General features: G+C 70.8%; 11 protein-coding genes. 4 read left to right on the top strand and 7 right to left on the bottom strand.

Annotated features, from left to right (window positions below):
• Positions 1–20: 20 nt before the first annotated feature.
• Complete coding sequence (locus ACWJI7_RS11520) at positions 21–428, bottom strand: TerB family tellurite resistance protein (protein WP_479938104.1); 408 nt, start codon at positions 426–428, stop codon at positions 21–23.
• 105 nt (positions 429–533) lie between these two features.
• On the opposite strand from ACWJI7_RS11520, the gene ACWJI7_RS11515 reads away from it, so the two are divergent.
• The gene (locus tag ACWJI7_RS11515; protein WP_479938103.1) at positions 534–1,226 is read left to right on the top strand and encodes a cofactor assembly of complex C subunit B; all 693 of its coding nucleotides are present in this window, start codon (positions 534–536) and stop codon (positions 1,224–1,226) included.
• On the opposite strand, the gene lptC is transcribed toward ACWJI7_RS11515, so the two are convergent.
• Entirely contained in the window at positions 1,138–2,292 is a 1,155-nt protein-coding gene (gene lptC, locus ACWJI7_RS11510) for an LPS export ABC transporter periplasmic protein LptC (RefSeq protein WP_479938102.1), read from the bottom strand. The two genes, ACWJI7_RS11515 and lptC, sit on opposite strands and share 89 nt — an antisense overlap.
• A gap of 8 nt (positions 2,293–2,300) precedes the next feature.
• Entirely contained in the window at positions 2,301–3,860 is a 1,560-nt protein-coding gene (metG, locus tag ACWJI7_RS11505; protein ID WP_479938101.1) for a methionine--tRNA ligase, read from the bottom strand.
• Positions 3,861–4,028: 168 nt separating this feature from the next.
• On the opposite strand from metG, the gene ACWJI7_RS11500 reads away from it, so the two are divergent.
• Entirely contained in the window at positions 4,029–5,804 is a 1,776-nt protein-coding gene (locus ACWJI7_RS11500; protein ID WP_479938137.1) for an FAD-dependent oxidoreductase, read from the top strand.
• Here ACWJI7_RS11500 and ACWJI7_RS11495 read toward each other — a convergent pair.
• From ACWJI7_RS11495 to rpmG, 3 genes are all read right to left on the bottom strand, one after another.
• Positions 5,801–7,828, bottom strand: a complete 2,028-nt coding sequence (locus ACWJI7_RS11495; RefSeq protein WP_479938100.1) for a ribonuclease catalytic domain-containing protein — start codon at positions 7,826–7,828, stop codon at positions 5,801–5,803. The genes ACWJI7_RS11500 and ACWJI7_RS11495 overlap by 4 nt on opposite strands.
• Positions 7,829–7,862: 34 nt before the next feature.
• The gene (gene rpsR, locus ACWJI7_RS11490; RefSeq protein ID WP_479938099.1) at positions 7,863–8,084 is read right to left on the bottom strand and encodes a 30S ribosomal protein S18; all 222 of its coding nucleotides are present in this window, start codon (positions 8,082–8,084) and stop codon (positions 7,863–7,865) included.
• 70 nt (positions 8,085–8,154) lie between these two features.
• Positions 8,155–8,349: a 50S ribosomal protein L33 gene (gene rpmG, locus ACWJI7_RS11485; RefSeq protein WP_479938098.1), complete on the bottom strand. Its 195-nt coding sequence runs from the start codon at positions 8,347–8,349 to the stop codon at positions 8,155–8,157.
• A gap of 108 nt (positions 8,350–8,457) precedes the next feature.
• On the opposite strand from rpmG, the gene pheT reads away from it, so the two are divergent.
• Positions 8,458–10,962, top strand: a complete 2,505-nt coding sequence (gene pheT / locus ACWJI7_RS11480; protein ID WP_479938097.1) for a phenylalanine--tRNA ligase subunit beta — start codon at positions 8,458–8,460, stop codon at positions 10,960–10,962.
• Between the two features lie 40 nt (positions 10,963–11,002).
• Here the strand turns inward: pheT and rlmD are convergent, their stop codons facing one another.
• Positions 11,003–12,400 carry a 23S rRNA (uracil(1939)-C(5))-methyltransferase RlmD gene (gene rlmD / locus ACWJI7_RS11475; RefSeq protein WP_479938095.1) on the bottom strand — a complete coding sequence of 466 codons (1,398 nt, stop codon included), beginning with the start codon at positions 12,398–12,400 and terminating at the stop codon, positions 11,003–11,005.
• Positions 12,401–12,522: 122 nt separating this feature from the next.
• On the opposite strand from rlmD, the gene apcD reads away from it, so the two are divergent.
• Positions 12,523–13,017 (top strand): allophycocyanin subunit alpha-B, encoded by a 495-nt coding sequence (apcD, locus tag ACWJI7_RS11470; protein WP_479938093.1) that lies wholly within the window; start codon positions 12,523–12,525, stop codon positions 13,015–13,017.
• The last annotated feature ends 399 nt before the right edge of the window (positions 13,018–13,416 follow it).

Raw genomic sequence — 13,416 nt, 5'->3', positions numbered from 1 at the left:
CTGGTCGTCTCAGTTTGCCGTCAGCGGGCCAGGCTGTCGCGGTTCAGGGCCTGAATCGCCGCGATGATCTGATCCGCCTGACCGCCTGGCAGCTCCAGCTGGGCACTCAGGGCCTGCAGGAAGGCCCGCTCGCTGGTTGCCAGGACCCGGTCGGCATGAACGAGCTGGGCCGCCACCGCCAGGGCCGTGGCGCGCTGTTCCCCATCGAGGGCCGGCACCGCCGCCGCCACGAGGGCCTCGATCCCCCTTGCCCGCAGCTCGCTCAGGAGGGCGTCGAACAGATCCCCCATCTGGCGCTCCGAGAGGTCCGCATAGGGCGTTCGATGCTCGAGCTGGCTGCGCAGGGCATGGGCTTCCTCCTGGCCGAGCGCCCCATCGCAGGCCACGGCCGCCAGGGCGATCGCGGCAAAGGCCTTGCTGGCATCCATGGGCTCAGGGGGGTTGAAGCTCTCCATTGCAGCAAGCCGAGCGGCGATCAACCGGTTTTGCGTCGGGATGTGTGCCAGCGTTGACCCGTTCGCCGCCGGCGTTCCGTGACCGCCCTGCCGAACCCGGCCCGCCTCTGTCTTGGTTCTGGACTGCTCGGCCTGGCGCTGATCGTGCTCAACCAGCTGAGCGCCGACACCCTGTCCCCGGCCCTGGAGCGGGCCGCCATCCTCGCCAGCCTGATGGCCGTGGCCCTGATGCTCGTGGCCGTGCTCTGGAGCCGGGCCGCACCGCTGGCCCCCGCTCGGGTGGAGCTGGCAGGGGAGCAGGGGCTGGAGCTGCAGGCCGGTCTGCCGGACACCCTGGCCGAGGAGCTGGCCTGGGGCAGCCACATGCTGCTGGTGGCCACACCGGCGGCCAGCGTGCTGATCCACTGGCACGGCCAGACGCTGCTGCGCCGTGGGGTGCTCGGCCCAGGGGGCTTCAGGCCCGGCCCCATCTGCGAGAGGGCTTGCGAGACCGGCAAGGCGATCTCGTTGGTGAACCTCCGGCTCTATCCCGGCCGTGGGGAGTTTGCGGGCCTGCCCGAGGGCACGCCTGCCGTGCTGGTGCAACCGATCGGCCCCGGGGGCTGGCTCCTGCTGGGCGGCTGGTCACCCCGCTGTTTCAGCCGCAGCGACGAGCTCTGGGCGGAAGGCTGGTCCCGCCGGCTCAGAAGGTCACTGGAGCCGGCTGGCGAGGTCGATCCGAGGGAGGAGGAACCTTCAGCTGCGACTGCACCCGACCCCCCGGAGTCGTGAAGTCCGCCTGGCCGTCGTGCCCCAGCTTGCCGTTGAGCAGTTCGCTGCGGGTGACCCCCTCGTTGGCGTCCTGGTTGATCTGCACCCCTCCCCGGGCCTCGATCGCCTGGGTCCTCCAGTTCCAGCGGCACGCCCGGGCCCGCAACCGCTCCCCGGGCTGGCGCACGCGGCAGCCCGAGGGGATGGTGACCGTTGTGCTCGCGAGCTGAATGACCAGGGCATCTCCCTCCACCTCGAGCTTGTCGAGGACCCCGTCGAACGGCTCGGACGTGCTGAGCGTCTTGTCCTTCACGTTCCAGCGCAGCCGGCGGGTGTTCAACACCGCTTTGCGGGAGGGGTCGGTGAACCGCACCGGCGCCAGAGCCTCCACCACTTCGTTGCGGGTGTTGCCCTCCAGGCCGGAGGCGGTGAGGGTCTGGACCCGCTTCGTCTGCCCAGCGTCGGATTCCGTTCGCGTTCCCACCACGGGCCCGCCGGCCGTGAGCACCCCCGTGGCCGGAAACCAGTCAGCCCGGCTGACCCGCAGGTCGATGCCCGGCTGCACCAGCCGGGTGGGCCCCCGCAGTTCCACCTTGTCCTGGTCGATCAGAAAGCGGGCCGAACCGGCGCTCAGCCGAGTGCTTCGGTCGGTGATCAGGGGCCGCCGATCGATCTCCATCAGGGCCCGCCCAGGGGTCCAGCGGACCCGATCTCCGCTGATGACCGCCGGCTGGGGTCCCACCAGCTGGATGCGCACCTGACCTTCGAGCTGGATCACCTCGCCGTCGTTGAGCACCGTGCCGCTGGTGGCCTGAATCCGGTAGCGGGGCTTGCCATTGACATGGACCACGCCGCGGGGCTGGCGCACCTTGGCCACCTTCCGCTGCAGGTCGTAGCGGGCCTCAGGACTGGTGAGTTCCCAGGCCGGGCGGCCCTCGCTGTCCTGCTGGCGCAGGTTGAGCGAACGAAACACGAAGGGCTGGGGGTCCTCCGGGGGCGCGGCCGGCCGGGCACAGCCCAGCACCACTCCCAGGGGCAGCGCGAGGGCCAGGGACAGGCCGAGGAGGGAACGGATCGAGCGGTCCACCGAACCCCTCACAGTCCGTTCTCCAGCTCGAGCCGGGCCATGACCGGCTGGGGCTCCGGCAGGGCCGCGGTGGCGCGGAGCCCGCCCCAGCCCAGGCGCTCGAGCCAGTTCCCATCCGGATGCCCGCCCAGGCATTCGGGTTCCCCCAGCTGCAGCAGCATCCTGCCGGAGAGATCCGGCAGCAAGGGAGCGATCAGCAGGGCCACCTGCCGGCTGGCCTCCAGCACGGCGTAGAGATCGTCGGCCACCTGCTCCCGGCCGCCCTCGGACTTGATCCGGCTCCAGGGGGCCTGCTCATTGAGATAGCCGTTGGCGGCGATGGCGAGCTGCAGGGCGGCTTCGGCCGCCTGACGGAAGTCGAGCCGATGCATTCCCTCCAGCACCCGCTCCCGGGCGGTGGCGGCGGCGAGGGCGAGGGGGTGCCCTTCTCCGGCGGCGGATCCGGGGAGGGGAACGGCTCCCCCGAACCAGCGCCGGGCCATCGAAGAGGTGCGGTTCAGCAGGTTGCCGATCGTGTTGGCCAGGTCGTTGTTGACCAGGTCGGTGAAGCGCTGCTGCTGCACGTCGCCATCCTCCCCGAAGGGAATGTCCCGCAACAGATACCAGCGCACCGCATCGGCGCCGCATCGGTCGAGCAGAGCGCCAGGGTCGAGCACGTTGCCCAGCGATTTCCCCATCTTCTGTCCCTCCCGGGTCAGGAAACCGTGGCCGAACACCTGGGCCGGCAGCTCCAGCCCCGCCGAAAGCAGCATGGCGGGCCAGTAGACGGCGTGAAAGCGCAGGATGTCCTTGCCGATCACATGGACCCGGGCCGGCCAGCCCCGCTGGCGGAGCAGGTCGAGGTCGGCCGGGTCACCCGGTTCGAGCAGGCCGGTGAGATAGCCGAGCAGGGCATCGAACCAGACATAAAAGGTGTGGCCGGGATGGCCCGGCACGGGGATTCCCCAGGGCAGGTCCAGCCGGGAGATCGAGAAGTCGCGCAGGCCCCGGGCCACGAAGTTCTCCACCTCCCGGCGTCGGCTCGTCGGGGCGATGAAGCCCTCCCGCGCGATCACCGCCTCGATCGCCCCCTGGTAGCGGGAGAGGCGGAAGAACAGATTCCGTTCGTCACGCCATTCCAGCGGCCGCTGGTGGATCGGGCAGTCCGGTGAGCCGGCCTCCGGGGGATCGTCCTTGTATTCCTCGCAGGCCACGCAGTACCAGCCCCGCTGGCGACCCTCCACCACATCTCCGGAGGCCACCACCCGGGCGTAGAACGCCTCGACGATCTGCCGGTGGCGGGGGTCGGTGGTGCGGATGAAGCCGTCATTGCTGATCTGCCAGCGCCGCCAGAGTTCGCGGTACTGGGTGCTGACCTGGTCGCAGTGGGCCTGGGGGGTGAGGCCGGCCCCCTCGGCGGTGCGCTGGATCTTGAGCCCATGCTCGTCACAGCCGGTGAGAAACACCACCTTCTCCCCGAGCAGGCGCTGGAAGCGGGCCAGGGCATCGCAGGCCAGGGTGGTGTAGGCGCTGCCAAGGTGTGGCCTGTCGTTGACGTAATAGAGCGGAGTGGTGAGCGTGTAGGTCATCGGCGCTGATGAAAGGTCCGCTGCGCCGCCGAAACAGCCCCGCCCCGGCGCCGGATCCTACCCAGTGCCCCCGGCCCGCCCCAGGGAGTCCCCCCGGGCCCTTCGGTTGGGGTGAGGCCCGGTCCGATCGGCCCGAATGGGAAGCTGATCGGCAGCCTTGAGCCGTTGATGGCCCTGATCGAGGATCGCGCCGCCGTGGTGGTCTGGGGTGGGGGCAGCGGCGGGGTGGCGGCGGCGCTGCAGGCGGCCCGGGGTGGGGCCGACACCCTGTTGCTGACCCCCGGCGCCTGGCTGGGGGGGATGGTGAGCGCCGCCGGGGTCTGCGCACCGGATGGCAATGAACTCACTCCCTGGCAGAGCGGCCTCTGGGGAGCCCTGCTGCGGACGCTGCAACGGGAGGAGCCCGAGGGACTCGATCAGAACTGGGTGAGCTGTTTCGGCTGGCGCCCCGCCACGGCCGAGCGGATCCTGCGGCGCTGGGTGAGGGCGGAGCCGCGGCTGCGCTGGTGGAGTGGCTGCCGGCTGCTGGGGGTGCTGCGCAGCGGCAACCGGATCAACGCCCTGGAGCTGGAGGGCCCGGCCGGTCCGGTGCGGCTGGTTCTGGAGCTGGCCATCGACGGCAGTGACCGGGGCGATCTGTTCCCCCTGGCCGCCGTTCCCTGCCGCTACGGCTGGGAACCCAGGGAGAGCTGGGGTGAGCCCAGCGCCCCCACTCTGGAGCAGGTGGAGCGCGATCCCTTCTTTCGTCGCCAGCCCGTCCAGTCCCCCACCTGGGTCACCATGGGTCAGCTGGTGGGGGATCCGCGGCCGGACCCGCCCCCCCCGGCGCCGCCCTTCGAGCGGGCCACGGAGCGCTTTGGCCTCGAGCGCACCCTCACCTACGGCCGTCTGCCCGGCGGCCTGGTGATGCTGAACTGGCCCCTGCATGGCAACGACTGGCACGGGGATCCGGGCCGGGGCTTCCGGGGCGACCCGCACCAGGAGGCCGCCCTCTTCGAGGCGATGCGCGCCCACAGCCAGGCCTTCGCCCGGGCCCTGCAGGAGGCCAGCGGGGGGTGGCTGCAGCCGGCGGGGGTGTTCCCCGGACCGCTGGAGGCGGGCGAGGCCCTCAGCGGCACCAGTCCGCTCGCCCTGATGCCCTACTGGCGGGAGGGCCGGCGCCTGGTGGGAGAGGCCCTGGTGCGGGAGCAGGATCTGCTGCCCCGGGCTCCCCTGCCCCACGACGACGGGGGCCGGCTCACGGCCGTGGCGGTGGGCAACTATGCCAACGATCACCACTACCCCGGTGACGACTGGCCCCTGGCGGCCAAGAGCTGCCGCTGGGGTGGCCGCTGGAGCGGCACCCCCTTCGCCATCCCCTACGGCGCCCTGGTCAGCGCCGGAGTGGAGAACCTGCTGGCGGCCGACAAGTGCTTCAGTTGCAGCCACATGGCCAATGGTGCCACCCGGCTCCAACCGCTGATCCTCAACATCGGCCAGGCCGCCGGGGCGGCGGCGGCGCTCTGCCTGAACCGGGCCATCCCCCCGATCGCCCTGCCGGTGGCCGCCCTGCAGGAGGCCCTGATCGCCGATCCGATCGCCCCCGCCGGCCCGGTGCCCCTCTGGGACACCCCCTGGCACCATCCGGACTGGCGCCAGCGCCAGCGCCGTGCCCTGTGGGACCCAGCCCTGCTGGGAGCGGACGGCACCCTGGAGGGCAGCGCCCCTCCCAGTCCCTGGAGCGCCCCGTCCGAACCCCATGAACGGCGGTTCCGCGGCACTCTGCGCGTCGACGCCAGCGGCGGCTACACCGTCGAGAGCGACGATGGTGCCTGGCCGCTGATCACCCTGGAGCCGGCCCTGCACGGCTGGCTCATGGGCCAGAAGGACGGGGCGCCCCTGGACCTGATCGGCGTGGCCAATCCCTGGGGACCCTGGCTGCGGGCTTCGCGGCTGACCCCTTAGCGGGCTTCAAGCCGCAGCAGGTCGGAGAGGGAATCCACCTGCTGCACCTGCACCATCACGCTGTCCCCCGGTTCACAGGCCTCCGGACAGCGCACGGCCTGGTCCAGGGCCAGGTCCTCCAGATGCACCAGGGCGAGCCGGTCCTGGGGGCGCAGCCAGCGCAGGACCACACCACTCCAGGACCCCTCCCGGTGCTGCTCGAACCAGACCTGCTGCCAGTGGCGCTGGTCCTCGCGGCTGATCTGGATGCCCTCCCGGAGCGGGGGCTCCAGTTCCTCCAGGAGTTCGGCGAGGGCCGGGGCGTCGAGCGGGGCCTCGCCCGCCAGCAGGGCTCCGATCTGCCGCTGCACGATCAGATCCCCGTAGCGGCGGATCGGTGAGGTGGCCTGGACGTAGGCCGGCAGCCCCAGGCTGAAGTGGGGGGATGGGCTGACGCCGCTGACTCCGCGGCTGAGGCACCGCTTCAGGGCCGCGTGGCGCACGGGCCCATCCGGCAGGGCCTCCAGCAGCGCCGCCGGGGGCAGTTCAGCGGCGGGTTGTCCCCGGTAGGGCAGGGCCAGCTCGTGGACTCTGCCGTGCTCGGCCACCACCGCCCCGGTCAGGATCATGGCCTCGGCCACCAGGCCCCGGGCCGGCGAGGGATCCGTGATCTCCACCTGGGCCTCATCTCCGCGGCAGCGGATCCGCCCCTCGCTCTGCTCCATCAGCAGGGCCCCCCGCTGCTCACGCCAGCGGCGGCGGCGCAGGAGAAGGGTGTGCAGCTCGGCCAGATCGGGATCCTGGGGTGGCGCCAGCTCGATCAGGGCATCCCCGTCCTCATAGGTGAGCCGGTAGGTGGGCCGGATCCAGCTGCGCACCAGCTCATGCTCCAGCACCGCTCCGGTGTCGTCGAGTTCGGCGGCCAGGCTCCAGGCGGCGCAGCGCTGTCCCTGGCGCAGGCTGAACGGCCCGGCGGCGAGCAGCCGGGGAAACATCGGCACCACCGAGGCCGCGAGATAGAGGCTGGAAGCCCGGCGCCGGGCTTCCAGATCCAGGGCTGAACCCGGGACCACCAGCCGACCCGGATCGGCGATGTGGACCCAGATCCGGCGGCGGCCCTCCGGCAAGCGCTCGAGGCTGAGCGCGTCATCGATCTCCTCGGTGTCGGCATCGTCGATCGTGCAGCTGCGCAGGCCGGTGAGGTCGCGGCGCTGCCCATCTCCCGGTTGCTCCCGCTCGGCTCCGTCCGCCAGCCGTTCGGCCTCGGCCAGCAGGGCTGGTACGAAGCCCCGTTCCCAGACCGTGCGACGCAGGGAGGGAAGGGCGTGGCGATCCCACTGGCCCAGGTCCACCAGCAGATGGCGCACGGCTCCGGGCTCCGGGGAGCAGTGGGCCAGCTGCAGCGCCCGGCGAAGATCGGGGGGCAGCGGGATCTCCTCCCCCCCCGCCGCCAGGGCCAGCAACAGCTCCAATTGCTCCCGCCGGAGTGGATCCAGGGCCGCTGCCTCGATCGGTTGCCGCCGGCGCAGCAGCTCGGCCCACTCCTGCTGGTGGCGTTCGGCGAGCAGCAGCCGGCGACGATCCCGGCGCAGCTGGTGGAGATCCCGGCTGGAACGGGGATGCAGGCGACCATGACGCCAGCGGAACAGCTGCTGGTCGGGCTGCTGCAGGGCCAGCCAGCAGGCGGCCCGGGCCAGGGGGGTATCCGCTGGCGCCACCAGTTCCATCAGATCCTGGAGACCCAGGTCCGCCTCGGCCTCGGCCAGCTCCAGGAGCAGCAACCAGGCGGCGGCCAGGTCCCGGCGCCGGGGCTGGGCAGCCGCCAGGCTGGCCGGAGACAGGGCCCAGGGGGCCTGCTCCAGCCGGGAGGGGACTCTCTCGCTGGCTGGAAGTTCGGCGAGAAGATCGAGCTGCCGCTGGGGAACCTGCTCGGTGCGTCCCTGGACACCCACCCGCAGCCGGGCCCGGCTGCCGGCCACGCTCTCGACAACGGCCAGTTCAGGCCCTTTCGAGCTGATCAGGCCGACCAGATCCCCCGGGTGCAAGGACGACGCTCCGTGGCAGTGGGATCGGGGCCCTTCAGCCCTCGGGATTCACGAAGGGAAGCAGGGCCACGATCCGGGCGCGCTTGACCGCGTTGGTGAGATCGCGTTGTTGCTTGGCGGTGAGACCGGTGAGGCGCCGGGGAAGAATCTTGCCCCGCTCGGTGATGAATTTCTTGAGCAGATCGACATCTTTGTAGTCGATCGGATCACCGGGCTTGATCGGAGACTGGCGCTTCTTGAAAAAGGAACTGGACATGGCGGACGGCTGGGGACGGACGGAAGAAACGATCTGCGGAGGGCGCCGTCAGTGCGGCAGCCCTCCACCCTCACTTGATCTCCTTGTGGATCGTGCTTTTGTTGCAGTGAGGGCAGAACTTCTTGAGTTCCAGCCGTTCGGTGGTGTTGCGACGGTTTTTCTGGGTGGTGTAACGGGACACCCCGGGGGACCGTTTGGCGGGATTGGACCGGCATTCCGTGCACTCGAGGGTGATCACGAGCCGGACGCCCTTGTTTTTGGCCATGGAAAGGACGTGCGCCGCTGGGGCGTGACTGTCAGCTGATCCGCCACGATACCGCCTCGAGCTCTGACCCCCCATCCTTAGGATCCATGCTCTGAACGCTCCAGGACAATGCGGGTCTCGCTCCAGTGGCTGAAGGAGCTGGTGGCCTGCGACCTGCCCCTGGAGGAACTCGCCGAACGGCTGTCCCTCGCCGGTTTCGAAGTGGAGGCGATCGATGATCTGGCCGGACGCGCCCGGGGGGTGGTGGTGGGTGTGGTGGAGGCCTGCACCCCCCACCCCGACGCGGACCGCCTCAGCGTCTGCCGGGTCCGGGTCGGCGCGGCGGAGAACCGTCCGGGCGAGGGTCCCCCCGGGGACCGCGACGGTCTGCTGCAGATCGTCTGCGGGGCGCCGAATGTGCGGGCGGGCCTGCATGTCCCCGTGGCCCTGGTGGGCGCCCATCTGCCGGCGGTGGATCTCACCATCAAGCCGGCGGAGCTGCGGGGGGTGGCCAGCAGCGGGATGATCTGTTCCCTGAAGGAACTGGGTCTGGCGGAGGCGTCCGAGGGCATCGCGGTTCTCGATGGGCTCTCACCCCAGCCGCCCGCGGCGGGGAGCCCGGTGGGCCCCCTGCTCGGCCTCGACGATCAGGTGCTGGAGCTGGCCATCACCGCCAACCGCCCCGATGGTCTCTCCATGCGCGGCATCGCCCGCGAGGTGGCCGCGCTCACCGGTGCCGCTCTGACCCTGCCACCCCCCGCTCCGCCGATTCCGGCTGAACCGCTCCATCCGGAATCCGCCAGCGCCGCGGCGATGGAGCGGGGGGGGCTGTTCAGCCTCACGGCGCTGGAGGGGGTCACGGTGGCCCCGTCCCCCCTCTGGTTGCAGCGTCGTCTGCAGCGGGCGGGGCTCAGGCCGATCAACAACGTGGTCGACATCACCAACCTGGTGATGCTTGAAACCGGCCAGCCCCTCCATGCTTTCGACCGGGAGCGTCTGGCCGGGCTCCATGGCGGCGGGCCCGACCCGGCCCGCATCGGGCTGCGCCAGGCCCGCGACGGTGAATCCTTCGCCGCCCTCGATGGGTCCTGCCACCGTCTCGACGGGGAAGCCCTGGTGGTCACCTACGCCGATCAGCCGGTCGCGCTGGCCGGCGTGATCGGCGGGGTTGACACCGCCGTGACGGCCGCCAGCACCCACCTGTGGCTGGAGGCGGCGGCGTTCAGCGCGGAAGCGATCCGCCGCAGTGCCCGCAGCGTGGGGGTCCGCAGCGATGCCAGCAGCCGCTTCGAAAAGGGATTGCCGCGCGAGGCCACCCTGCTGGCGGCCGACCGGGCCACCCAGCTCCTCCAGGAGCTGGCGGGTGCGCAGCCGACCAACCGCTGGCTGCACCAGTCCCCGCCTCGGGAGTCGCCGGCTGTCCACCTGCGTCGGGACGCGCTCCACAACCTGCTGGGTCCGGTGCGGATCGATGGGCAGCCCGTTGACCTGCCGGATGGACGCATCGAGGACACCCTTTCGGCCCTCGGCTGCCGGCTCGATCCCGTCGAGGGCGGCTGGGCGGTCACGGTGCCGCCGTCCCGGTCGATGGATCTCCGGCGGGAGGTGGATCTGATCGAGGAGGTGGCACGGCTGGCCGGCTACGACAGCTTCGAGTCCCGCCTGCCAGATCCGATTGTGCCAGGTGGGCTTGATCCGGAGCAGCAGGCGGCCAGGCGCCTGCGCCGGGCCCTCTGTCAGGCCGGCCTTCAGGAAACCTGCGCGTTCTCGCTCGTGCCGGAGCACTCTGCGCTGCCCCTGGATGGGCCGGCGGCACCGGCACGGCTGGCGCTGGCCAATCCGCTGCTGGCCGACTACGGCCACTTGCGTGACACGCTGGTCGATGAGCTGCTGCTGGCGGCCCGCCGCAACCGGCAGGGCGCCGGCTGCGGCTTCTGGGGCTTCGAGATCGGCAACGTCTTTCACGCCGGCACGTCAGGCCCCCGGCAGGAGGCCCAGCTGGCCGGGGTGATCAGCGGTGAGCGCCGCTCCGAGCTCTGGAGCAGTGGAGGCAAACCCCGCACGCCCGACTACTTCGAGGCCCGCGGCGTTCTGCAGCGGGCCCTGCTGAGCTTGGGGCTCCCCTGTGAGGATCGGCCCCTACCCGCCCGTCCCCTGCTCCACCCCGGACGGGCCGCCGACCTGGTGCTGGAAGGGCGCTCCGCCGGCTGGTTCGGCCAGCTCCATCCCGCCGCCGCGGACGGCCTTGATCTGCCGGAGGCCACCTATCTGTTTCAGCTCGATCTAGCCGCCCTGCTCCGGGCCGCCACGCGGAAGAGCCGCTGGCAGCCAGCCTTCCGCTCCTATCCCACGGTGCCGGCCTCCGAACGGGACCTGGCCCTGGTGGTGCCCTCCAGCCTGACCGCGGCCGACCTGCTGGCCGCCATGCGCCAGGCGGGGCGTCCCCTGCTCGAATCCGCCGAACTCATGGATCGATACCAGGGCCCCCAGGTGGAGGCGGGATCGGCCAGCCAGACGTTCCGCCTGCGCTACCGGGATTCCTCCCGCACACTCACCGAAGCCGAGGTCGAAGCAGCCCACGCCGGCATTCTCCGCACCCTGGAGCGGCGCTTCGGGGCCCTGCTGCGGGGGTGAGGCCGCAGGCCCCCGCGGCGGGGCGGACCCGGGGATCCGCTCAGATCCGCTGCAGAACGGCCAGACCCTCCACATGGCTGGTCTGGGGGAAGAAATCCAGGGGCTGCACCCGGGTCAGCCGCAGGGTGCCGGCGGCGGTGAGGCGGGCCAGGTCCCTGGCCAGACTGGCTGGATTGCAGCTCAGGTAGGCGATCCGCTCCGGCGGATCATCGAGCACGGCGTCGCAGACTCCCGCGGGCAGGCCCTTGCGGGGGGGGTCGAGCAGCAGCCCATCGGCGGTCTCGAGGGCGGCGGGAAGGGCGTCCCGCACGTCGACGGCCTCCACCGTCAGCCCGTTCAAGCCGTTGAGGGCGGCGTTGAGGCGGGCCTGCTCGACGCTGGCGGGATGCTGTTCGAGCCCGAGCACCTGGGCTCCGGCTGCGGCCAGCGACAGGGAAAAGGTGCCGATGCCGCAGTAGGCATCGATCAGCCGGCGACCGGCCGCCGGCAGAAGGGCCTCCTCCAGCAGCGGCACCAGACGTTCCGCCTGGGCGGTATGGACCTGGAAAAAGGTGTCCGGACCGATCCGGAGCTCCAGGCCGGCGAACCGTTCCCGCAACCAGGAGCGACCGGCCACGACCGTGGTGCGTGACCCCATCAGAGTGTTGGTGGCCGCCGGCTGGAGGTTGAGGCACACCCCCACCAGTTCCGGCCAGCGCTCCATCCAGATGCCGGCCATCGTCTCCAGGTCGGGCAGCCCATCGTGGCTGCTGATCAGCGTCAGCAGCACCTCGCCGCTGTGGTGCCCGACCCGCAGGGACAGGTGCCGCAGGCCTCCCCCCTCCCGCAGATCCACATCGACGGGCCAGTCGCTTGTCTCCAGGTCCTGTTTCAGCGGGGCGATCAGCCGATCGATGCGCGGATCGAGCACCGGGCAACGACTCATGTTGACGATCCTGTGGCTGCCGCTGCGGTAGAAGCCGGCCCGCAGCACACCATCGGCGGTGCGCTCCAGGGGAATGGTGGTGCGGTTGCGATAGCTCAGGGGGGAGGGGGAGGTCAGGATCGGCTCCACCGCCAGCTCCAGCCCACCGATCCGCCTGAGGGCCTGCTGCACCAGATCCTGTTTCCAGGCCGCCTGCTCCAGGTCCCCCAGGTGCTGGACGGCACACCCACCGCAGCGGGTGGCGAGGATGCAGGGCGGCTGGCGCCGCTCGGGAGCGTCGGAGGCCCGCTCGATCATCTCCGCCACCAGATGGTTGCGGGCCCGGAAGCTCACCCGGGCGCGCACCTCCTCGCCGGGCAGGGCCTGGGGCACGAACACCACCACGGCCCGCCCAGCGTCCCCGTCGGCTTGGTCGGGGACCCCGATCCGTCCAACCCCCTGGCCCTCATGGTTGAGACCGGTGATGCGGAGCTGGAGCTCCGTGCCTGGAGCCGGCAGGGACAATCCGATCAACGGGGAACGACGGCGGTACGGTGGCTTCAGAACCCTAGATGCAAAGGGCCGTTACAGCTCCAGTGCGCCCCATCCCGTCTGGAGCCGCCGTCGATACACTGGCGTTGCGCCTGGTGTCCTCGATGAGCGTCGTTCGGGATCTGATCCTCCAAGCCGATGATCAGTTGCGGTATCCCAGCGGTGGGGAGCTCCGCACGATGGCGGAGTTCCTCTCCGGTGGAGCCCGGAGGGTTCGGGTGGCTCGGGTGCTCACCGAGAATGAAAAGAAGATCGTGGATGAATCGGCCCGCCAGCTGTTCGCCCGCAAGCCCGACTATGTGGCCCAGGGTGGCAACGCCTACGGGCAGAAGCAGCGGGCCCAGTGTCTCCGTGATTTCAGCTGGTACCTGCGGTTGGTCACCTATGGCGTGATGGCCGGCAGCACCGAGAAGATTCAGGAGATCGGCCTGCTGGGTGCCCGGGAGATGTACAACAGCCTGGGCGTGCCGATGGCCGGCATGGTGGAGAGCATGCGGAGTCTCAAGGACGCCTCGCTGGCCCTGCTCAGCACGGAGGACGCCGCCATGACGGCTCCCTATTTTGACTTCCTGATCCAGGGCATGCAGACGCCTGGCTGAGGCGTTGGGGTCACGGATGCAAGTGGACCCGGGCCGCCTTCGCCACGGCCCCCTTATCTCCTAGCGCGCATCTCAGCTGAGACCCAATCCGGGACCCAGGCTTGGTTTCATCGGAGATCCGGGCGACTCCTCTGGTGTTCGGCCCCGGACCGGATGGATCGGAATGCGAACAGTGCGTCAGGACCGCGAGGTACCGGACCTCGATCTTGCCTGTCCAGTCCCCTTCCGGGTCGGCGCAGAAGCCGTCGCGCTCCGTTGAGACGCACAACGGGTCCCATCATCTGTCTCAGATTAGAATGGCGCGACGGCTGTTCGCTGGCGGTGGCCTGGGCGCCCTGGCTGCGGATTGCACCGCCCAGGGCTGGCGGGATGCACCCAGCCAGCCAGTCCGCCCACTGC

The sequence above is a fragment of the Cryptocyanus atlanticus LEGE 06306 genome (assembly GCF_056633155.1).
The sequence above is the reverse complement of the archived record's forward strand: the minus strand, read 5'-3'. Positions and strand labels throughout refer to the sequence as shown.

Excerpts from the sequence above, each read along its gene's own strand:
- ACWJI7_RS11520 (WP_479938104.1), bottom strand. The coding sequence starts at position 428 with ATGGATGCCAGCAAGGCCTTTGCCGCGATCGCCCTGGCGGCCGTGGCC.
- metG (WP_479938101.1), bottom strand. The coding sequence starts at position 3,860 with ATGACCTACACGCTCACCACTCCGCTCTATTACGTCAACGACAGGCCA.
- ACWJI7_RS11500 (WP_479938137.1), top strand. The coding sequence starts at position 4,029 with ATGGCCCTGATCGAGGATCGCGCCGCCGTGGTGGTCTGGGGTGGGGGC.
- rpsR (WP_479938099.1), bottom strand. The coding sequence starts at position 8,084 with ATGTCCAGTTCCTTTTTCAAGAAGCGCCAGTCTCCGATCAAGCCCGGT.
- rpmG (WP_479938098.1), bottom strand. The coding sequence starts at position 8,349 with ATGGCCAAAAACAAGGGCGTCCGGCTCGTGATCACCCTCGAGTGCACG.
- pheT (WP_479938097.1), top strand. The coding sequence starts at position 8,458 with ATGCGGGTCTCGCTCCAGTGGCTGAAGGAGCTGGTGGCCTGCGACCTG.
- apcD (WP_479938093.1), top strand. The coding sequence starts at position 12,523 with ATGAGCGTCGTTCGGGATCTGATCCTCCAAGCCGATGATCAGTTGCGG.